Raw genomic sequence first — 20,749 nt, 5'->3', positions numbered from 1 at the left:
AGAAGGCCCGAATCGGCTTCGAAGCGAGCAGTCTGACCTTCGTTGCGCGCCGAATCCTCAAAATTCCGGCAACGGCGGGGTCGGCGTGCATGTCGGTGGGCGGTATTTCAGCAGCCTGCTAAGCATGGCTGTCTACAAATAGCAGCCTTGTAGCCAGGAGGATATGGACGACAACGTTTGACTCTGACTGAGCCGGCCTATCGATAGGCGTAGACGGCTTTATGACGGCCCCGGGGCTGACGCGAAACGGCGTAACCACTGGTGCCGAAGCTGGCTTGATTGCTTTGCGCAGCCCAGGTGCTGGCGACCAGGAGGGCCGTCCGCTAGCCCGGGAGTCGATGATCACCAGGTAGCGGCCGGGCCACGGCAGCGTTGCACCCTGATGCTGGATGACCCACAACGGGTTGCCGTTGACGATCGCGGCCGTGTAGTCCGAATCCAATACGCCCAGCCTGTCGAGGAAAAGATTCAGTGTGGCGGGAATCCGGATACAGCCCTCCGAGTCCGCCTGGCCGAGGCGCTGCTCCAGCACATCAGGGTCGGTGGCATGCATCTGGAGCCGCATCTGGCTCACGCCGCCTTTGCCCCAACCGCGTTCGCCGATCTGCCAGCCGAAATCGAAGACCCGTCTTCCACGCAGGCCGTAGCCGCGAATATGGTTCTTATTGAAGCTGCCTTCGGCACGGAAGTCGGGATTGTCCAACGAATGTGCGAAGACCCCGAGGGGCGTATAGAAATGTTCAAACCGGCCTGGCTTGCCGGTCGATACCGACGTGGCGCCGATCCAGTGTAGGCTACCACCGCGCAGCCGCACGACTACGAATACAGCCTGGACTTGCGGGTTGCGATCCACAACGACAAAAGCCTGTGTAGGTAACTCGTTCAGGCTAGCCGCAACCAGCGACTGCTGCAGGCGGTTGGCATAAAGCGCCTGGTCAGCAGTGGGTACAGAGAGAAGATGATCGACTTCCTTCATGAAGATCCGTGTTACCGCGTCGAGTTCTACTTGGTTGGGTTCCACCGGTTCTGCCCGAACCGGAGCCTGCAGAATGAAGGCGCAGCAGGCAAGTAGGACAAGCTCTCTTAACCAACGTTGCCATGACGGGCGCTGACGTCGCTCGAACGCGTGCACATCAAGCACTTGGCGGTATCTCCACCCCAAAGATCACATTCAGACGCTTTCCCGGCTGTACCGGCCATCTGTGGGTGGCGTGCTGTGTGATCAGGCTGGCAGATGTAGCCTGCCCGAGCCTTGTCATGGAGGCCTGCGCCCATTCGCCGCTCAGGGTGATCCAGCTTCTCTCAACTAGAACTCGGATTACGCCGTTTGGCTCCGATGCAATCCAACCGATGGCCGTCTCGGCCGAAGGGGTAATGTCGGCATCGGCGCGCATCCCAAGCGCGGGAAGCCTCACATCCATCTTGGTCGTCCATTTTTACGCATAACTTTCCACCAGGCGGGCAAGGGTCACCACACATCTTCTAGTTCGAAGCCGATTTGCGCGGCATGGACTGAGGGCTTGCATTCGGGCTCATCCAGAACATCCTGCCCGAGTCGCATATAGGTTTTCATCGATTGGTATCCATTGGAAAAGATGCCCTATCGTCTGCGCACCGGTGGGCGAAGGTCTGTGCGCCAGACCACATAAATCTCAGAGCCGAATCCGTTGCATTCCATTCTTCAGCCTATGTTGGTATAGCCGAACCTGGTTGCATGACGGCGATCATTCAGGGTGGCATCCAAACCTGACTAGAGTGGCAATTGCCGATTGACCATTGAAATTTCCAGAAAATGCCAACTCGGCGCTATGTCTGTAGGTGAACACCGCGTATTGCACGCCTCATTCAGCGATTGTTTGCGCAGGTGCACGCCGCGAATTGGTCTATCTATCAATAGACGTACAAATGGTCGATGGGTAGGAGCTAATATTCAAAGCACTTGAGCGCAGAGCCACATCAGCGTTGCACCCACGAATAGTTATGGAGCATCTGAATGGCTATCTCACCTAACCCCATCGACAATAGACTACTGGCCGCGTTGCCGAATGCCGAGAGAGAACGTTGGTTCCCCCAACTTGAACTGGTAAAGATGCCTTTGGGTCAAGTGATATGCGAATCTGGCCGAACCTTGAGTCATGTGTACTTCCCCATAGACGCTATCGTGTCTCTCCTATACGTAATGGAGAATGGCGCCTCTGCTGAGATTGCCGTGGTCGGCTGCGAAGGGCTTGTAGGCGTGTCATTATTTATGGGCGGTGAGTCGACGCCCAGTCGTGCGGTCGTGCAAAGTGCGGGGATGGGCTACCGATTGAAGTCTCAGCTTATGAAAAACGAGTTCAACCGCACCGGGCCGGCGATGCACCTGCTGTTGCGATATACACAAGCCCTTATTACGCAGATGGCGCAAACTGCAGTGTGCAATCGCCACCATTCATTAGACCAGCAACTGTGCCGTTGGCTTTTACTGAGTCTGGATCGACTTCAAGGCAGTGAGCTCGTGATGACTCAAGAACTTATCGCCAACATGCTCGGTGTTCGCCGAGAGGGCGTTACGCAAGGTGCCATGAAATTGCAGAATGCGGGCTTGATTCGTTATGTCCGCGGTCATATCACCGTAGTTGATCGGGACGGCTTGGAGCAGCGATCATGTGAGTGCTACGCCGTGGTCAAGAAGGAGTACGACCGACTACTGCCACATAAACTTGCCACATAGAGTCGACTGAGGTCCGGCGCAGCTGCCCAGGACCATAGCGGTTTGGCTTCGCAGATCGTGCGCGGGCGGCGGGGTACGATAGCGCACGGACAACATCGCATAGCGTCACTACGCTGTGTTACGTGACTAAAGTATTCAAAAAACCCCGGAAACTCGCCATGAAGCGACCTGCTTGTAGTGGGCGGTATGCTCCCGCCGACCCGCAACTGGTGAATAGAATCCAAGACCCGGCACTTATCCGGTGAGAAGACATGAGCGTATTTAGCCATGATTGTCTTCAGGGTGGCGGTTCGGGCACGGTGGCTCAGCCAGTCCGCTAAAGTGAGCCACACCCACCAAGTCGTTGGGTTACACCTATACGGATGCAAACAACGCGTCCTGGGCGTTACGGAGCAACTCGCTGACCGGTTTGATGTGACCGCCATACGAACCGCAGCAAGGCATCTTTCGCTGATTTTCTATGCCAATGGCTGCACGGAGGAGGGCATCTTCGCCGTAGAAAGTTGGTGGTACCTATGGCGATACAGCCAACTGCATGGTTGGGCGGTGCCATTTGGATTGCGCATAACTTGCCGTCGTGGCCAGCCGCCAGCTCGAAAGAACATTTTGCCTAACGTACAGAATCACTTGATTGAGCTTCTTCCACGCAAAGGTCGCCTTAATTTATTGATGAGAATGCATGCACTGAGCAGTCGGCGTTAGCGCCAGCAGGTCGAAGTGTCTGGCTAACATGCTTCTTTACTGCCGCTTTTATATTTTGCGCTGTTCGGCTGGATAACATTCACCGGCGTACTTTCTGAATTTAACCTTCGCGTTTTGGTCTTTCGAAATGTCCGGACTTCACGCCCACTGCCGCTGCAGTTGGCTGTCGTGACTTACTAGTAGGTGACTGAGATCCTATCAACCACCGACCTGACTCCCGCAGTGCACCATGCGGCTTCTTCGGCAAATTCGCGTTCGGACCAGCTTCCCGCCATACCCGTCAAGGTGGCCTCCGTGCCCAACATGGTGACTGAAATCGAGTTTGCGCTGTCGACCGCGCGACGCTTCAATGCAGCTTCGATCGCGACTTTGACCGCGTGGGGGTCACTAGCTGGCACGGATTTCAGGACAATCTGGTCGCTGAGACCTGTGACGCCCAGTAGATGCCGTACAGCCTGCGCGGCAGCCAGGCGCTGGTACGACCAATCTACCGTTCCGGAAAGTGTCAACCAGCCATTTTCAACCATGACCGAGATCGATTTCTTAGGAATATTCGTAGCCCAGTCTAAGATGTTTCTGGCTGCTGCTGCTATATCTGCATCTGTATGCTGACGTAGGCCAGGCAGTTCGACATTGACGTCTACAGCCAGGCCTCTCACGCCATGCACCCGCTGCACAGCGCGTTCGGCATGCCATTTCTCCGAGAAGCTTTCGACGCGGCCGGCAAGGGTGACAATGCCGTCGCGAACCTCCACACCTACGTTTGTTGCATTAACGCTTGGTTCCCATTTGAGTTCATCAAGGACATCGTGTTTGAGTTGACTATCAGATTTCATGATTGGCCTCCGGTATATATGAAGACTGTAGGTGTGTGATGGCGAACGCTCTGTGCGCCAAGCCTCTTTGCGTGAAATCTAATGACTTGGTTGAAATACGATGGGTAGGGCAGGGTGGGCGCAATCGTCTTGACGACGGGAGCCTGGAACATTAGATTCCAGGCAGGCGATAAATTGAGTTCTGGTTCTAATGCTATGTGGATATGTATGGCCGCGTGTGGTTACGTCGCTGCGCAACAAACTTGGAGTAGGCCGGACCAGTGTGAATGCCGACGGCTTCCAACGTGTACTATTCAAACTGTCATTCCTTGGCCGCAGATCGACGCTGCCCGCGAAGTCATGGAGCACACACGCGCCCTAGGATGCGCATGGCGGCATCTGCATGCGCACCAGATGGGATTGGGTGTGTAATGGAGTTGCTTATTCGTGAGCCAATTGAATAATGAGCTTACCGAAGTTCTTGCCTTGAAGTAGTCCAATGAAGGCTTCCGGTGCGTTCTCCAAACCGAAGACGATATCTTCTCGAACCTTGATTTTTTCCTCCCTTACCCATTCGCCCATCGCGCCAGAAAACTCACTCCAACGTGGCCCGTAATCGTCGAATGCAATGAACCCCTGCATCTTTATGCGCTTGCTCAGTAAGGTTCCCACGAGCAGGCCCAATCGATCTGGACCTGGCGGCATCTCCGTGGCGTTATAGGTGGCGACCAACCCGCACACCGGGATGCGGGCTTTCGGGTTAAGCAGAGGCAATACGGCATCGAACACCAGGCCGCCGACATTCTCGAAGTACACATCAATGCCTTTCGGACATGAGGCCGCCAAGTGGCCGGCTAAGTCGTCTGCGCGGTGATCGACGCAGTAGTCGAAACCCAGGACGTCTATCACATAGCGGCACTTTTCTTTACCACCCGCAATGCCCACGACATAGCAGCCTTTAAGTTTGGCGACTTGGCCGACTACCGAACCCACTGGCCCGCTTGCGGCGGCAACAACAACGGTCTCCCCAGCCTCAGGACGGCCGATATCCAGTAACCCCATGTACGCAGTAAAGCCTGGCATTCCCAGCACGCCCAGGGCACGAGAGGGGTGTGATTCCTCGGGATAGAGCAATCTAAGACCTTTGCCATCGGACAATGCATAGTCCTGCCAACCGGTGTATCCCAATACCAGGTCACCCACGTTGAAGTCGCTGCGATGTGATACCTCTACCCGCGATACCGTGGCACCCACCATGACATCACCGATAGCTACGGGTGCGGCGTATGAAGGACCATCACTCATCCGGCTGCGCATATAAGGGTCCAGTGACAAGTACAGCGTGCGTAACAGAACCTGATGGTCCACCGCGTGCGGCACAGGACTGCGTTCTATTCGGAAGTCCTCTGCATTCGGCGCGCCGATTGGTCGGGCGCTTAAAACTACGCGTCGATTGACAGTGGTGCTTTGTGACATAGGTCAGCCTCCTTTTTTTAAATCAATTTACCTTCACCGCCGCAAGTACCCCGGCGGGTTGTATCGGTTTTAGGTGTGAACGCGCGCCGCTATTGCGCAGGATCGCCAGCGGTTATGGCCTTGCGTTGGTTCGCGGGATAGACTTGGATTGCCCTTGTTAGGTCTACCGTGGCACTTGTGTATGGCAGTACCTGTATTCAGGCCAACGGCTTGAACCACGACATCCTTCCGTAAATAAATGGGGGAAGCCACCGGTTTCAGTATCGAACTTAGGTCAAATGACATCCGCCGTCTGTACGGTATGCAACACTCTGATGCGTGGATCTGGCCTCGGTCAGCGTGCTGCCAGCCTGTGTCGCGGATCGGACGATGCCTCGCCACAAGCATCGAGATCTGGTCTTTGGCAGTAGTCGGAGCCAGATCGCCAACAGAGCCGTGCAGCACCGCGCAACCTACGTGCGTGCGCAGCAATCAATCCGACTGCCTTCGTGGTTGTAATTACTTAATACGATGTATATTATGTTAATAAATGGAATTGCTGGATCGTCCCGTAAGACGATCCAGCCTCAACTGCGATGCACCAGCAATGTTTCATACACAAAATTTTGGAGCACGACTTGCTTGGCTGCGTCAATATCGTGGAAGTTGATGCCGTGGGAATACACAGTCTGGAATGTGGCCCCGTCTGCAGTACTACCGGCCGATTGCTGCAGACTACGGATTGAAGCTGTCGTTGTGATGGTGACTAGTTGGTCTACCGTTTGGTCAGTCAGTGAAAACTCAATAGATACCATGTCTCCCATAGTGCCTAAGGGCTTGCTGGTGGAGATCAAGGCACCTGAAAGGCTGATGTCAGACAGCGTGGCTGTTGTAACGTCTTCTGCATCTACCGGGCTTTTTACGCGCACGGGTAAATTTGCTTTGACACGAACGGCTTTGCGTAAACCTACTTTTTGGATCGCGACGGGAAACGCAAGCAACATGAAGGCGCGAGGCGTTTGCACCAAAGCCTCGATTCTGCTTTCAAAGGTAAAAACGGATACGCCCGTAAACACCCGTATGACCACCGTCATACTTTGTTGCAAGCCAACCATGGCACGGCTGTCTTGTGGAATCGTGAGCAACAGATATTCGCCGGCAACATAGCCGATCAGCGTCGAGTAGTGCGCCACGGAGTTGTCGCTATGGTTCAAAAGAATCTGGAGTCGTACGCCGACTTGTAGATTCATGTCTTCAAATTCAATGGTGTTCTTCTTGGTCATATGTACTGCTTGGCCGGCCACCCAGCGATGAAGTATGGCGCTATATCCATGCCGCAAATTTTAGTCCCGCAGGCTTGGTTGCTCGTTGGCACCGCAAACCCACCGTGCAGTTTAAAAAAAAGAGAAATGCGATTGCGACAGCGAGAAGCGCACCGTGGGCGTACTGAAATCATTAAAAGGTACGCCGAGTGCAATTTCGCCGGATGCATGCAACACGCAGTCATTGCGACGCAAAGGTACATCGTTATCGCTACCGGCAAACCGAACCCAAGTGCCAAAGCTGCTCATATCGGTCAGGAAGAATGCCCCGTTACGCCATTCAATCCTGGCGTGCAGGCGGGATACGCGGGGGTCCTCGATGAAGAATTCGGCAGTCTCCGCCCGCCCCAGGTGCACAGGCATGGCTGCGGACGAAAAGCTGCTGCTGTGGTCCAAATAAGACAGATGGATTTGCCCAGCGGAGCGCTCGACGGGGTGCTCGGTTTGCAGCAACGTGGCCTGCATGGTCAAAAATTCTGACACCGCGCCGTCCTGCCATTCGAGCCGGTACAACGGCAAGGGTTCTGCCCTGCCCCTTATGCTCACCGGCCCCAGGCGCAAAAAGCGCAGACCAGCGTCGTCACCCAACTCATCGACCAAGGCTTCGGTCACCCAGACCTGATTGGCGCCCGAAAGATCACTCAACCGTGAGGCAACATTGACAGCGTCGCCATAGCAATCCCCCTCCACCTCCACCACCTCGCCATAGGCTATGCCGGCCTTGATTTCCATGCGAATCACTGCCGGCCATTTCAGCAGTCGAAGTTGGTGGCCACGCTGGATGTCGATCACTGCGCGCACCGCGTTTTCTGCCCCCACAAAGACGGCCAATACGCCATCGCCTAACTTTTTCACCACGCGGCCCTGGTAGGCCGCGCAGACATCACTTATCCACTGCGTCAGCCGCGTCACCGTTTGGGCCGCTTTGGCATTGCCCAGAGCTTCATAGAAAGCAGTACTTCCGGTGAGATCGACAAATACGACGGTAGCCTGAACGCCCATAGTGGTAGCGGTGTAGTAGTTGCGAAAAGAAAATCCGATAGCTACGTGAAATTATGCGTGCAAAGCGTTGTTCCGCAGCCTAGATCTACAGTATTCGAGGGCAATGGTGGGAGAGCACACGGCCCAAGTATGTATCAAGCCGGCAAATGATGACTGGCTTCATAAACGCTGCGCGCGGGCATTAGGTCTTGGTATAAACGCAGGGTCCTATCTCTTGTGTAATACCCGCTTGTCTGCCCATGGCCGCCCCTAAAAACTCCGTACTGTTCAGCCTGTTCAGCTTTCTCCGCCCGGAGTCTGGCCGGGTGGATGGTCGGCAGGAGCAGCAGTTGGAGTTGATTCGCTCGACGATGCTGTCTTGCCTGACCCCAGAAGCGTCAGAACCCTCTTACTTGGAACGCAAGATACGCAACGCCAAGGATGTGCAGGTCTTGTGGTACCTGCGTGCGGACCTGATGGCCACCTTGGCCAGCCAGAGTGGAGAAATAGATGCGCGCGCCAAGATGGAGCATGTCACTCGGCTGTTCCACGGCTCGTTACCCAGAAGCCTGAAAGCTCGCCCCAGCTCCCTGGGCACTTGAACGACTTTCAGTGGTGATGGCTGTGGTCGTGACTGGTATCCGTGCATCCAGAGGGTAAATGACCCCATACGATCAGTGCTTCGCGCCCTTCCACGGCCAGTTCCACCTTGGCACCGACCGGCAGCAAGACCTTGGTGGGGACATGTCCAAAGGGTAGCTGCGTCAAGACTGGCACTTTCAGCTGGCTGCGCAGCCAGGACAGCACGGTTGCCATTCGGAAGTTGCCATCATGCGGCACCTTGGTAAAACTGGTGAACTGCCCGAGCACCACCGCACTTTGGCGCGCCAGCACACCGCTATACAGCAACTGGGTCAGCATGCGCTCGATGCGGTAGGGGTGCTCTCCCACGTCTTCTAGAAACAGCACGCCGCCTTGGATGTCCGGGAAATACGGCGTACCGATCTGCGACACGAGGACCGAAAGATTGCCGCCCCACAACGTGGCATCTTTGATATAAAAACTGCCGCTAGCGCAATCAGCATCAGCACCGACAGCTACTGAATCAATAGCGAGTTGGGCATCTTCGCGACCCAGTCGCCAGCCGGCGCCCTCGCCCTGCCCTTCGACCAAGTCGTCAAAACAGGCTTCCATGATGTCGTCCGGCAGCTCCGCCGTGCCGAAGTCTTCGCCCAGTGCCGGCCCTGCCCAGGTGATGGCACCGGTTTGGGCCAGCACCGCATTTTGCAGAGCCGTGAAATCGCTAAAACCGACAAACTGCGTGCCGTGGTGGATGGCATGGGCCACGGCCGCGTAGTCAATCTGACCCAGCAAGCGCGTCAGCCCGTAGCCGCCGCGTGAAATCAGTGCCACGTCGGCACCGCTAGCGGCCGCACGGTGGATGGCGGCAACGCGGGTGGCATCGTCGCCGGCGAAGCGCATATGGCTCTTTAGGGCATCGGTGTCGATTTCAACCGTATGGCCCAGGGTTTTGAGCCGGGCTACGCCGCGCTTGAAAGCAGCCTTGTCGCGCACTGCGCCAGAGGGAGAATAAATATAGATATGTTTGGTCACGCGCAGGAGTATCCCATTGGCCAATCAGGCTAGGTTGAAATAGATAGCAGCCTGTTGCGCCGCTTGCGAGCCCGGCGGGCAAGCCAGTTGCCGCATTTTTTCATGCGATATGCCGGTTGCAGCTGCAGCGCCCTGCTCTGCTGCCCTGCGGGCCCATGCACGCGGAGCTGCACGGTGCCCCAGGTCTGGAAACGGTGCATTGTCTGCCTCGTGTGCGGCGGCAGGCTGCAACACCAACAAGCCGTGAAAAACCTCGGGCATCGCTGTCAGCAAGGCTTGGCCTAAGGGATCTGCCGCCTGCACGACTAGCACAACGTGGTGCAGCGCCAGGTGCTGCATCCATTCCCGCAGGATGCGACCATGCCAGTCCAGACTGTGCTGAGCCTCTTTCTTGGGCTTGTCGCTGCGGCCAAACCCAATCAGGTCGGGCACCAGCACCCGGTGCCCTGCGGACAGCAATGGTGCCAGCATCTGCCGGTACTGGTAGCCCCACCCGGTCTTACTGTGCAGGCAAACATAGTTTAGGCCCGCAGCCTGAGGCCCCTCATCCACATACGCCATGCGCAAGCCTGCAAGCGCTGGCAGGTCGCTGATGTACTGCGTAGTCCATGAAAAATCGACCAGATCGGTAAACCGCCCTTCTGGCGTGCGCAAAGCATCCTCACGCAGCACATGGCGCGCCTGTCGTTGCGCAGCACGCCGGTGCTGGAAAAAGTCTTGCAGCAGTTGGGCGCATTCTTCTGCCATCACACCACCTTGCACCCGGGTCTGATGGTTCAACTGAGGGTGGGCAAATACGTTCAATACCGATCCGGCGGCGCCGGTCTTCGGGTCGGCCGCACCAAACACCACGCGTTGCAGCCGTGCGTGCAGCATGGCTCCGCTGCACATGGTGCAGGGCTCCAGCGTGACGAACATTTCGCAGCCGTCCAGCCGGTAATTGCCCAGCACCTGGGCTGCCGCACGCAGGGCGACGATTTCGGCATGGGCTGTAGGGTCATGGCCATCCACGGGCGCATTACGGCCGCTGGCAATCACCTTTCCATCTTTCACTACCACGGCGCCGACGGGAACCTCGCCTGCAGCGGCGGCAAGATCTGCTTCAGCCAAGGCCAGCTGCATTGCATCGGCGTCGCTCAAGACCATATTTGCTATGAATTAAGTAGCGGCTGCCGCAGATAAAACCTGCGCCAACTGCCAAAAACATCAAGGGTTTTCATTGGGCACGGCACGTGGCTGCTGCAAGGCAGCATCCACGGCTTGTTTGACTTGCTGAGGCATATTCTGCGCAGAGACGGCCGCCTGAGGCGTTTGCACCGCAGGCGCCAGCTGGTTCTTGGCCAGCAGACCAAGAAACAGCACTACCAGCAGCAAACCCAGGAGGCTAAAAATGGCGCGCATGCTCCAGGCCCGGTGTATCCGGCTTATTCCCACTCAATGGTGGCTGGTGGCTTGCTGGATACGTCGTAGGTCACGCGGTTAATGCCACGTACTTCGTTGATGATGCGGCCAGATACCTTCTTCAGCAGCGCGTAGGGCAGCTCGGCCCAGTCGGCAGTCATGAAGTCGCTGGTCTGCACGGCGCGCAGGGCCACCACGTAATCGTAGGTGCGGCCATCGCCCATTACGCCCACGCTCTTCACCGGCAGGAACACGGTGAAGGCCTGGCTGGTCAGCTGGTACCAGGTCTTGCCCGTGGCTTCGTCCTTGAAGTTGTGCAGTTCTTCAATGAAGATAGCGTCGGCACGGCGCAGCAGATCCGCGTACTCTTTCTTCACTTCACCCAGAATCCGCACGCCCAGGCCGGGCCCGGGGAATGGGTGACGGTAGACCATGTTGTAAGGCAGCCCCAGGGCTACGCCGAGTTCGCGCACCTCATCCTTGAACAGCTCGCGCAGCGGCTCCAGCAGTTTCAAGCCTAGCTCGGCGGGCAGGCCGCCGACGTTGTGGTGGCTCTTGATGGTGACGGCCTTCTTGCTTTTGGCGCCGCCGGACTCGATCACGTCGGGGTAAATCGTGCCTTGGGCCAGCCATTTGGCACCTTTGGCGCCCTCGCCTTTCAGCTTTGCGGCCTCTTGTTTGAAGACGGTGACGAACTCGCCGCCGATGATCTTGCGCTTGGCTTCGGGGTCGCTCACCCCGGCCAACTTGCCCAGGAACAGATCGGAAGCATCGGCGCGGATCACTTTGGCGTGCAGCTTGCCGACGAACATGTCCATCACCATGTCGCCCTCGTTCAAGCGCAGCAGGCCGTGGTCCACGAAGACGCAGGTCAGCTGGTCGCCGATGGCGCGGTGGATCAGGGCTGCGGCCACCGATGAGTCCACGCCGCCGGACAGGCCCAGAATTACCTCTTCGTCGCCGACCTGCTCGCGGATATGCGCTACGGCTTCGCTGATGTAGTCGCCCATCACCCAGTCGGGCTTGGTGGCACAGATGCCCAGCACGAAGCGGTTCAGCAGCGCCTGGCCTTGCACGGTGTGCGTGACTTCGGGGTGGAATTGCACGGCGTAGAAATTACGCGCCTCATCGGCCATGCCGGCAATCGGGCAGCCGTCGGTGCTGGCCATCAGCTTGAAGCCCGGTGGCAGCTCGGTCACCTTGTCGCCGTGGCTCATCCACACATTCAGCATGCCCTCGCCTTCCGGCGTAGTGAAGTCGGCAATATCTTTCAACAAAGCGGTGTGGCCGCGGGCGCGCACGGAGGCAAAGCCGAATTCGCGGGTGTGGCCGGTTTCCACCTTGCCACCCAGTTGCTGGGCCATGGTCTGCATGCCGTAGCAAATGCCTAGCACCGGTAGGCCAAGTTCGAACACCACCTGGGGCGCTCGGTCAGTGCTTTCTTCGGTCACGCTGGCGTGGCTACCGGACAGGATGATGCCCTTCAGCTTGCCATCGGCGGCGTAATTGCGAATCCACTCGTCCGTCACATCGCAGGGATGGACTTCACAGAATACATGGGCTTCGCGTACGCGGCGGGCGATAAGCTGAGTGACTTGGGAGCCGAAGTCAAGTATGAGGATTTTTTGGTGCGTAGACATGGGCGGACGTGGGGTCAAAATCAAAAACGGGCAGCGCGTGGGCTGCCCGGATGGGGTTACTTACCGAATGCCTTATTCCGAGCGGTAGTTCGGGGCTTCTTTGGTGATCTGCACATCATGGACATGGCTTTCGCGGATGCCGGCAGAGGTGATCTCCACAAACTCAGCCTTGTTCTTCATGTCGTCGATCGTGGCGCAGCCGCAATATCCCATGCTGGCGCGGATACCGCCGGCCATTTGGAAAATGATGGACACCATAGAGCCTTTGTAGGGCACACGACCTTCAATGCCTTCTGGCACCAACTTGTCGGCGTTCGGGTTACCCGTGCTGACTTCTTGAAAGTAGCGATCTGCACTGCCTTGCTGCATGGCGCCAATGCTGCCCATGCCACGGTAGCTCTTGTAGCTGCGGCCCTGGAATAGCACGACCTCACCTGGAGCCTCTTCGGTTCCGGCGAACATACCGCCCATCATCACGGTGCTGGCGCCAGCCGCAATGGCCTTGGCGATGTCGCCGCTATAGCGGATGCCACCGTCGGCAATCAACGGTACACCGGAGCCTTGCAGGGCGGTGGCCACGTTGTCGATGGCCATGATTTGTGGCACACCTACGCCCGCAACGATGCGGGTGGTGCAGATGCTGCCGGGGCCGATGCCAACCTTGACCGCATCGGCACCAGCTTCAGCCAGCGCCAAGGCGGCTGCGCCGGTTGCGATGTTGCCGCCGATCACGTCGATTTGAGGGTAGTTTTGCTTGATCCAGCGCACACGGTCGATCACACCCTTGCTATGGCCATGGGCGGTGTCCACCACGATAGCGTCCACGCCAGCGCGCACCAGGGCTTCGACGCGCTCTTCGGTGCCTTCACCCACGCCGACTGCCGCGCCCACGCGCAACTGGCCTTGGGCATCACGTGCCGCGTTGGGGAAACTGGTTTGCTTGGTGATGTCTTTGACGGTGATCAGGCCCTTGAGCTCGAATGCGTCGTTCACTACCAGCAATCGTTCGAGCTTGGATTTGTTCAGCAGTGCCTTGGCTTCTGCCAAGGAAGCGCCTTCTGTCACGGTGACCAGCTTTTCGCGTGGCGTCATGATCTGGCTGACAGGCACGTCGTAGCGAGTTTCAAAGCGCAGGTCGCGACTGGTGACAATGCCGACCACCTTGCCGCCATCACAGACAGGAAAGCCTGAGATACCCAGCTGGGCCGACATATCGATCACCTGGCGCACCGTGTGGCTCGGGGTAATGATGACCGGGTCGCGCAGCACGCCGGATTCGTAGCGCTTGACCTTCAGCACCTCAGCGGCTTGCTGCTTGGGGGTGAAGTTCTTGTGCACGATACCCATGCCGCCCTCTTGTGCCATGGCGATAGCTAGGCGGGCTTCTGTCACCGTGTCCATGGCGGCAGACACCAGGGGCAGGTTCAGGGTAATGTTGCGGGATAGACGGGTCGCAAGAGACGTGTCCTTGGGCAGGACTTGGGAGAACGCTGGCACCAACAACACATCGTCGAAAGTGAGCGCTTTTCCTAGCAGGCGCATATCAAAGCTCCAAAAGTCGTATTGTACTAGCCCGCCGCAGGGGTATTTTTTGCGAGACAGCAGCGCCCGGAGAAGCTGTAGGGCCAAAGCATTCATATCCACGCAGGCATGCGACCGCTAAACTAGCAGTATGAAATTGCACAAAACGCTCGTAGTCGCTTTGGGATGTGGGCTGTCGTTGGCGGCTTTTGCGCAATGGCAGTGGATAGATAACGCTGGAAGCAAGGTTTTTAGCGACCGCCCGCCGCCGCCCGACATTCCGGCCAAGAATATTTTGAAGCAGCCGGGCGGCTCACTGAAGTTGAAGGCCGCAACGCCAGAACTGCCGGCTTCGGCTGCATCCGCCCCCAAGATCAGTGGCGTGGACAAGGCTTTGGAGGAGAAAAAGAAGCAAGCGGATGACGCCGAGGCCGCCAAACGCAAGGCCGAGACTGATAAAAATGCCGCAGCCAAGGCTGAAAATTGCGCCCGAGCGCGCCAGTCCAAAGCCAATTACGACTCAGGCATGCGCATCGCGCGCGTCAATGAAAAAGGTGAGCGGGAAATCCTGGACGACGCAGCGCGCAACGCCGAATCACAGCGCATCCAGGACGTGATTAACGCCGATTGCAAGTAATCTGCAAAGCCAACTCAGTAACCTGATTTAGCCCCTGCCCGCTTCTGGGCAAATAAACCGGTGGTACGTGCACCCTGGCGTTTGAAGCGTGTACGCCGGGCTTCCATGGGGTCTGCTGTCAGGGGCCGGTAAATTTCCACCCGGTCGCCGTCTTCCAGCACTTGCTCCAATTGCGCCTTACGGCCCCAAACCCCCAGTGCAGCTTCGGCAAGTTGGATGTCGGGGAACCGCGTCAATACACCACTAGCACGCACGGCATCTTCCAGGCTGGCGCCTTGCACCAACGAAAAGATAGTTTCGAATACTTCACGCGGCGCCGGCGAATACACCAGCGTGATGTGGATATTCACCCGTACACCTGCTCGGCGCGTTTGACAAAAGCATCCACCAGGCTGCCGGCGATGCGATCAAACACGGGGCCCACCAGGGCCGACAAGGCCATACTGTCAAAGCCGTAGTTCAATTGCAGGTCCACGCGGCAGGCGCGTTGCTGGCCGTCGCCCACGGGTGTGAATTGCCAGTCGCCGTCCAGGTTGGAAAACGGACCTTTGACGAGCTTCATACCTACCCGGCGCCCCGGCACATGGGTATTTTGGGTGGTGAACTTCTGGTGCAGGCCGCTGAAGGCAATACCTACTTCGGCGGTCATGCCGTTCTCATCCCGGGCCAGCACAGAGGCGTGGTCGCACCAGGGTAAAAACTGCGGATATAGCTCAACTTGGGTCACAAGTTTGAACATTTCCTCGGCGCTGTACCAGATCAAGACGGACTTATGGACGTTTTTCATAGAATGGAAGGCTGCGCGGAATTGTAAAACCTGCACCGCACGCTTTCCGACTTGTACCCCATGGCCAAAAAACCCGATACCAACACCCGCATTGCCGACAATAAAAAGGCCGCTTTCAACTACTTCTTTGAGGAGCGCATTGAGTGCGGGCTAGTGCTTGAAGGGTGGGAGGTCAAGTCGCTGCGCGAAGGCAAGGTGCAGCTGACCGACGGCTATGTCGTCGTGCGCAATGGCGAGCTGTTCATTATCGGCTGCCAGATACACCCTTTGAATTCGGCCTCCACCCACATCAGCCCGGACAAAGTGCGTACCAAGAAGCTGCTGCTGCACAAGGAGCAGATCAAGAAGCTGATAGTCAAGACCGAACAAAAGGGCTACACCCTGGTGCCGCTGAACCTGCATTGGAAAGGCGGCAAGATCAAATGTGAAATTGCGCTGGCCAAAGGCAAGGCCGAGCATGACAAACGCGACACCATCAAGGACCGCGAAGGCAAGCGCGAAGTGGAACGCGCCATGAAGTCCCGCCAGCGCTAGGCGCGTCTGGGCGGCGCTACAGCCGTTTATCCCCTGGTAAAAGCCACTGGCTTCTGCCCTGGATGTTCGTTAGCATGGGAATGGCACTGTGCAACGAAAGGTCACCATGAAATTGCGTAACCAAATTCTTTCTCTGGGTTTGGTCGGTATTCTTATGGCCGGATTGGTGGGGGGCATAAGTTTGCTCAATGCCAAACGCCTGACTGCCGCCATCAACAGCTCCATCGACATGGAAGTTGCGCTGCAAAGCAGCCAGGAGGCAGACATGATGCACGACGCCGTGCGTGGCGACGTGTTGTTAGCCCTGCTGGGAGCCACGAGCAAGGACGAAGCCCAGATCGAAGAGGCGAAGAAGGGCCTGCCCGAACACGCCAAGACATTTAACGATGCGCTGAAGACCCTGCAAGGCCTGCCCATTTCGCCTGAGGTCAAGGCCGTCATCGACAAGACCTTGCCGATGGTGAAGAGCTACACAGACTCTGCCGCTGTAGTACTGGGCCAGGCATCCACCGATCTGGCCGCAGCACAAGCTGCTGTGCCCGCCTTCCAGAAAGCCTTCACCGACCTGGAAAAGCAAATGGCCGAACAATCTGACGCTATCGAGAAAAGCGGCCACGACATGAACCAGGAGGCGCAAGACCAGGCCAACCAATCCGTGATGCAAATCGGTCTGGCCCTGGCCCTGTCTAGTGCCGTGCTGGTGGCGGCGGCGCTCTGGTTGGCCAAATACCTGGGGCAACCTATGGCCCACGCCATGCACATCGCCGACCAGCTATCCAATGGGGACTTGTCGGTCGCTGTGCACCCCGCCGGCAACGAAGAAACCGTGCAACTGCTCAAATCCATGGCGCATATGCAAACCAACTTTGCGGGCATCGTGCACCGCGTCAAAAGCAATGCTGAAAGTGTGGCCACGGCCAGTGCTGAAATTTCGCAGGGCAACAACGACCTAAGCGCACGTACCGAAAGCCAGGCCAGCGCGCTGGAGCAGACCGCAGCGTCCATGGAAGAACTGGGCTCCACCGTCAAACAAAACGCCAGCAATGCCCAGCAGGCCAACCAGCTGGCGCAGAACGCCTCCACCGTGGCTGTGCAAGGCGGTCAAGTGGTGGGCCAGGTGGTGGAGACCATGAAGGGCATACACGACAGTTCGACCAGGATTGCCGACATCATCAGCGTGATCGACAGCATTGCCTTCCAGACCAATATCCTGGCCTTGAATGCTGCTGTGGAAGCCGCGCGTGCGGGTGAACAAGGTCGCGGATTTGCTGTGGTGGCCAGCGAGGTGCGCAGCCTGGCCGGGCGCAGCGCCAACGCGGCCAAGGAGATCAAGTTGCTTATCGGCGACAGTGTGGAGCGGGTGGCCCGGGGAACCAGTCTGGTAGACCAGGCCGGTAGCACCATGACCGAAGTGGTGGGCGCGATTCGCAAGGTCACCGACATCATGGGCGAAATCAGCCGGGCCAGCAACGAACAGTCCGCCGGGGTTTCACAGGTCGGTGAAGCCGTGACCCAGATGGACCAGGCCACCCAGCAGAACGCAGCCCTGGTCGAAGAAATGGCCGCTGCCGCCAGCGGGCTCAAGACCCAGGCCGACGGCCTGGTGCAAGCCGTGGCCGTTTTCAAACTGGCTTGATCAGTGCGGGAACTTCAGCGCGTGCGCCGTATCATCCTGGGCATGCGTTATTGGCTCTGGTTTCTGCTCATCATCTCGCTGCCCTTGCGCGCCTGGGTGGGTGATGCCATGGCTTTGGAAATGCTGAAGCCCCATCCATCTGCTATGCAAAATATAGCTACTGGCGCAGCTATTACCAGCGCTAGCGCTGATTTTGATGAGGATATGCCAGCCGAACACATGGATTGCGCCGGCCACTCCAGCCAGCCTGATCCCGACGCTGCGGCCCACTGCGGCGATGGCAGCTGCAGCCTGTGCCAGGTCTGCCATTCCGTGGCAACGGTGGCGTCCATACCGGTCCCTGCTCTGGCCTGGACACCCCATGTGCGGCCCCATGCGGGCGGCACGCCGTATGCCAGCGCCGCCGCCGCACTGGCGCTAAAACCACCCATTTCCTGAACTCGCTAGCCGTAGTCCGTCTGTACGTTGCCTGATGGCACCTGTGCGGGGCGGATCACGGTGGCCTGCCGGCCACCTCGCTTGTGTTGTTCAGGAGAATTGTGTGAAAAAAATGTCTTTCGTGGCGGGCGCGCTGTTGTGCGCGCCCGTATTTGCCCAGCTGCCTTCAGCGGCGGCGCCCCAGGTTTCAGAGCCCCATGCCGACGTGGAGATGCAGACCCGCGACTGGAAGGCGGCCAACGCCCAGGTCGGCCAGTTTCCCAGAGGCCACGCGGATGTTTTGAAGTGGGAACGCAGTATGCGAACCGCCGCCCCCCAACCCGATGGCAGCCTAGGGGACGGGCCCGAGCTGCTGCAGGCCGAAGCCGCCGTGCGCATCGCGCTGCGCAACACCCCCCAGCCGCTGGCAGCCAGGGACGTGATGCAGCTCGCCACCAACACCCGCAAGGCCTGGATCAACGCCGTGGCCGCCCAGCAAAGTGCCCGCTATCTGCGAGATGCCAAAGAGGCGGCCGAGGCCGGCGCCGAGCTGGCCAGGCGTATGGTCCGTACCGGCAACTGGAGCCGCTTGGAGCAGGCGCGCGAACAGCTCTATCTGTCCGACGCCACAACGCAGTTGGCCCGCGCAGAACAAAAAGCCTTCAGCGCGCGTGCACAACTCAGCCGCCTGCTGGGCCTGCGGAGCATGCAAACCGGCTTTATCCTGGCCGAACACCTGCCCGACCTCCCCAAGGCAGCCAGCGTGGTGGACGACACCAAAGCCTACGAAACCACTGAAACCAGTGAGGCCTACTTTGGCTACCGCACCGCGTATGACCTGGCCGTGCACTACCGCGACGACGTGGTGCCGCTGCGCCAACTGATCCAGGAAGAGATGGTGCTGCGCTACAGCGGCATGCTGGCCAGTGTGTGGGAGCTGCTGGCCGATACCCGCCAGCAGGTTCTGGCCGCCAACAACGCTCTGGAAGCCCAGCGCGACTTCTGGCTGGCCGAGGCCGATCTGCAGGCTGCCCTCAACGACACGTCGCCCGCCGCGCTGTCGCCCTCCACCTCTGGCGCCAGTGCCGAGGCACCCACATCGCAAGGACATTGACATGGACCGTAGAACCTTTTTCGGCGGCGCTGCTTTCTCCGCCGTAGCAGCTGCCAGCGTCAGCCGGGTTGCTTTGGCCGCCCTGCCCGAGCCGGTGATCGCCACCACACCCGATACCGCGCCGCCGCTGCAGCCCAGCACCGGCCAGCCCTACAACCCGGTGGTCACCCTGAATGGCTGGACCTGCCCCTGGCGCATGAACGCCGGAGTGAAGGAATTCCACCTGGTGGCAGAGCCAGTGGTGCGTGAAATCGCCCCTGGCATGAACGCCACGCTATGGGGCTACAACGGTCAGTCGCCCGGCCCCACCATTGAGGTGGTGGAAGGCGACAGGGTGCGCATCTTCGTCACCAACCGCCTGCCCGAACACACCACCATCCACTGGCACGGCCAGCGCCTGCCCAATGGCATGGACGGCGTGGGCGGGCTGACGCAGCCGCAGATACCGGTCGGCAAAACCTTTGTCTACGAATTTGTGGCGCGCCGGCCCGGCACCTTCATGTACCACCCGCATGCGGATGAAATGGTGCAGATGGCCATGGGCATGATGGGCTTCTGGGTCACGCACCCCAAGGCCAGCCACCCGCAAATCAGCAGCGTGCAGCGCGACTTTTGCTTTCTGCTGAACGCCTACGACATCGCCCCTGGCAGCACCACGCCCCGGCCCAACACCATGCTGGACCAGAACCTGTGGACCTGGAACAGCCGCGCCTTCCCCGGCATAGACAGCCTGAACGTGCGCCTGGGGGACAAGGTGCGCATCCGTGTCGGCAACCTGACCATGACCAACCACCCCATCCACCTGCACGGCCACGAGTTCATGGTCACCGGCACCGATGGCGGCCCGGTACCTGCCAGCGCCCGCTGGCCTGAGGTCACAACCGACATTGGTGTGGGCCAGATGCGGCAGCTGGAATTCGTGGCCGACGAGGAAGGCGACTGGGCCCTGCACTGCCACAAAAGCCACCACACCATGAACGCCATGGGCCATAGCGTGCCCAATATGATCGGCGTGGACCACCGGGGCCTGGTGCAAAAGATCCAGAAGCTGGTGCCCGACTACATGCTGATGGGCGAGCGCGGCATGGCCGACATGGGCGCGATGCAAATGCCCATCCCCGACCAGACCCTGCCCATGATGACCGGCACCGGCCCCTACGGCCCGCTGGAAATGGGCGGCATGTTCACCACGCTGAAGGTACGCAAAGACCAAAAGCCGGGTAGCTACGCCGACCCAGGCTGGTACACCCAGCCCCGCGCCAGCCAGGCGTTCGAATGGACCGGCGCCCTGACGGAGCCGGTACGCCCGGCCCCAACACCACCGGGTGAGGCCGTGCAAATCCGCAAACCCGGCAGCAGCCATGAAAACCATTGAGTTCCATGTCCACTATTAAAACCATAGCTACTCCCGCAGGATCTACCTGCGCCAGAGCCCTGTTTCGCTTAAACCATACAGCGCT

The 20,749-nt window shown here is 58.6% G+C and carries 20 protein-coding genes; 8 read left to right on the top strand and 12 right to left on the bottom strand.

Features of this window, described 5'->3' with window-relative positions; all coding sequences use genetic code 11:
- Positions 1–118: 118 nt before the first annotated feature.
- Positions 119–976, bottom strand: a complete 858-nt coding sequence (locus AC4BBN_RS22025; RefSeq protein ID WP_490594172.1) for a L,D-transpeptidase — start codon at positions 974–976, stop codon at positions 119–121.
- Between the two features lie 1,017 nt (positions 977–1,993).
- On the opposite strand from AC4BBN_RS22025, the gene AC4BBN_RS22020 reads away from it, so the two are divergent.
- Positions 1,994–2,713 (top strand): Crp/Fnr family transcriptional regulator, encoded by a 720-nt coding sequence (locus AC4BBN_RS22020; protein WP_490594171.1) that lies wholly within the window; start codon positions 1,994–1,996, stop codon positions 2,711–2,713.
- An 878-nt stretch (positions 2,714–3,591) separates the two neighbouring features.
- On the opposite strand, the gene AC4BBN_RS22015 is transcribed toward AC4BBN_RS22020, so the two are convergent.
- From AC4BBN_RS22015 to AC4BBN_RS22000, 4 genes are all read right to left on the bottom strand, one after another.
- Positions 3,592–4,251 carry a BON domain-containing protein gene (locus tag AC4BBN_RS22015; protein ID WP_490594170.1) on the bottom strand — a complete coding sequence of 220 codons (660 nt, stop codon included), beginning with the start codon at positions 4,249–4,251 and terminating at the stop codon, positions 3,592–3,594.
- 420 nt (positions 4,252–4,671) lie between these two features.
- Complete coding sequence (locus AC4BBN_RS22010) at positions 4,672–5,706, bottom strand: NADP-dependent oxidoreductase (protein ID WP_490594169.1); 1,035 nt, start codon at positions 5,704–5,706, stop codon at positions 4,672–4,674.
- A gap of 566 nt (positions 5,707–6,272) precedes the next feature.
- On the bottom strand, positions 6,273–6,968 hold the full coding sequence (locus AC4BBN_RS22005; protein ID WP_490594168.1) for a flagellar brake protein: 696 nt from the start codon (positions 6,966–6,968) through the stop codon (positions 6,273–6,275).
- A 111-nt stretch (positions 6,969–7,079) separates the two neighbouring features.
- Positions 7,080–8,009 (bottom strand): FHA domain-containing protein, encoded by a 930-nt coding sequence (locus AC4BBN_RS22000; RefSeq protein WP_490594167.1) that lies wholly within the window; start codon positions 8,007–8,009, stop codon positions 7,080–7,082.
- A 239-nt stretch (positions 8,010–8,248) separates the two neighbouring features.
- On the opposite strand from AC4BBN_RS22000, the gene AC4BBN_RS21995 reads away from it, so the two are divergent.
- The gene (locus AC4BBN_RS21995; RefSeq protein WP_490594166.1) at positions 8,249–8,590 is read left to right on the top strand and encodes a hypothetical protein; all 342 of its coding nucleotides are present in this window, start codon (positions 8,249–8,251) and stop codon (positions 8,588–8,590) included.
- Positions 8,591–8,597: 7 nt separating this feature from the next.
- On the opposite strand, the gene AC4BBN_RS21990 is transcribed toward AC4BBN_RS21995, so the two are convergent.
- From AC4BBN_RS21990 to guaB, 5 genes are all read right to left on the bottom strand, one after another.
- Positions 8,598–9,602, bottom strand: a complete 1,005-nt coding sequence (locus AC4BBN_RS21990) for an LD-carboxypeptidase (RefSeq protein ID WP_490594165.1) — start codon at positions 9,600–9,602, stop codon at positions 8,598–8,600.
- 24 nt (positions 9,603–9,626) lie between these two features.
- Positions 9,627–10,748: a tRNA adenosine(34) deaminase TadA gene (gene tadA / locus AC4BBN_RS21985; RefSeq protein ID WP_490594164.1), complete on the bottom strand. Its 1,122-nt coding sequence runs from the start codon at positions 10,746–10,748 to the stop codon at positions 9,627–9,629.
- Between the two features lie 60 nt (positions 10,749–10,808).
- Positions 10,809–11,003 carry a hypothetical protein gene (locus AC4BBN_RS21980; protein ID WP_490594163.1) on the bottom strand — a complete coding sequence of 65 codons (195 nt, stop codon included), beginning with the start codon at positions 11,001–11,003 and terminating at the stop codon, positions 10,809–10,811.
- 23 nt (positions 11,004–11,026) lie between these two features.
- Positions 11,027–12,643 (bottom strand): glutamine-hydrolyzing GMP synthase, encoded by a 1,617-nt coding sequence (guaA, locus tag AC4BBN_RS21975; RefSeq protein ID WP_490594162.1) that lies wholly within the window; start codon positions 12,641–12,643, stop codon positions 11,027–11,029.
- Positions 12,644–12,715: 72 nt separating this feature from the next.
- Complete coding sequence (gene guaB / locus AC4BBN_RS21970) at positions 12,716–14,185, bottom strand: IMP dehydrogenase (RefSeq protein WP_490594161.1); 1,470 nt, start codon at positions 14,183–14,185, stop codon at positions 12,716–12,718.
- Between the two features lie 130 nt (positions 14,186–14,315).
- Here guaB and AC4BBN_RS21965 point away from each other — a divergent pair, with 130 nt between their 5' ends.
- Positions 14,316–14,801: a DUF4124 domain-containing protein gene (locus AC4BBN_RS21965; protein WP_490594160.1), complete on the top strand. Its 486-nt coding sequence runs from the start codon at positions 14,316–14,318 to the stop codon at positions 14,799–14,801.
- 14 nt (positions 14,802–14,815) lie between these two features.
- Here AC4BBN_RS21965 and AC4BBN_RS21960 read toward each other — a convergent pair whose 3' ends face one another.
- Complete coding sequence (locus tag AC4BBN_RS21960) at positions 14,816–15,151, bottom strand: RnfH family protein (protein ID WP_490594159.1); 336 nt, start codon at positions 15,149–15,151, stop codon at positions 14,816–14,818.
- Complete coding sequence (locus AC4BBN_RS21955) at positions 15,148–15,588, bottom strand: type II toxin-antitoxin system RatA family toxin (RefSeq protein ID WP_490594158.1); 441 nt, start codon at positions 15,586–15,588, stop codon at positions 15,148–15,150. The genes AC4BBN_RS21960 and AC4BBN_RS21955 overlap by 4 nt, the downstream gene beginning before the upstream one ends.
- Before the next feature lie 60 nt (positions 15,589–15,648).
- On the opposite strand from AC4BBN_RS21955, the gene smpB reads away from it, so the two are divergent.
- The 5 genes from smpB (at position 15,649) to AC4BBN_RS21930 (ending at position 20,664) form a co-directional block, all read left to right on the top strand.
- A complete protein-coding gene (smpB, locus tag AC4BBN_RS21950; protein ID WP_490594157.1) occupies positions 15,649–16,122 on the top strand; it encodes an SsrA-binding protein SmpB in 474 nt (157 codons plus the stop codon).
- 106 nt (positions 16,123–16,228) lie between these two features.
- On the top strand, positions 16,229–17,758 hold the full coding sequence (locus AC4BBN_RS21945) for a methyl-accepting chemotaxis protein (RefSeq protein WP_490594156.1): 1,530 nt from the start codon (positions 16,229–16,231) through the stop codon (positions 17,756–17,758).
- A 21-nt stretch (positions 17,759–17,779) separates the two neighbouring features.
- Positions 17,780–18,196, top strand: a complete 417-nt coding sequence (locus AC4BBN_RS21940) for a hypothetical protein (protein WP_490594155.1) — start codon at positions 17,780–17,782, stop codon at positions 18,194–18,196.
- Positions 18,197–18,308: 112 nt separating this feature from the next.
- Entirely contained in the window at positions 18,309–19,289 is a 981-nt protein-coding gene (locus tag AC4BBN_RS21935; protein ID WP_490594178.1) for a hypothetical protein, read from the top strand.
- Between the two features lies 1 nt (position 19,290).
- Entirely contained in the window at positions 19,291–20,664 is a 1,374-nt protein-coding gene (locus AC4BBN_RS21930; protein WP_490594154.1) for a multicopper oxidase family protein, read from the top strand.
- Positions 20,665–20,749 lie beyond the last annotated feature (85 nt).

It is taken from the genome of Rhodoferax sp. SPJ21 (assembly GCF_058216335.1).
Note: the sequence above shows the minus strand (reverse complement) of the source record. Positions and strands in the feature narration are given on the sequence as shown.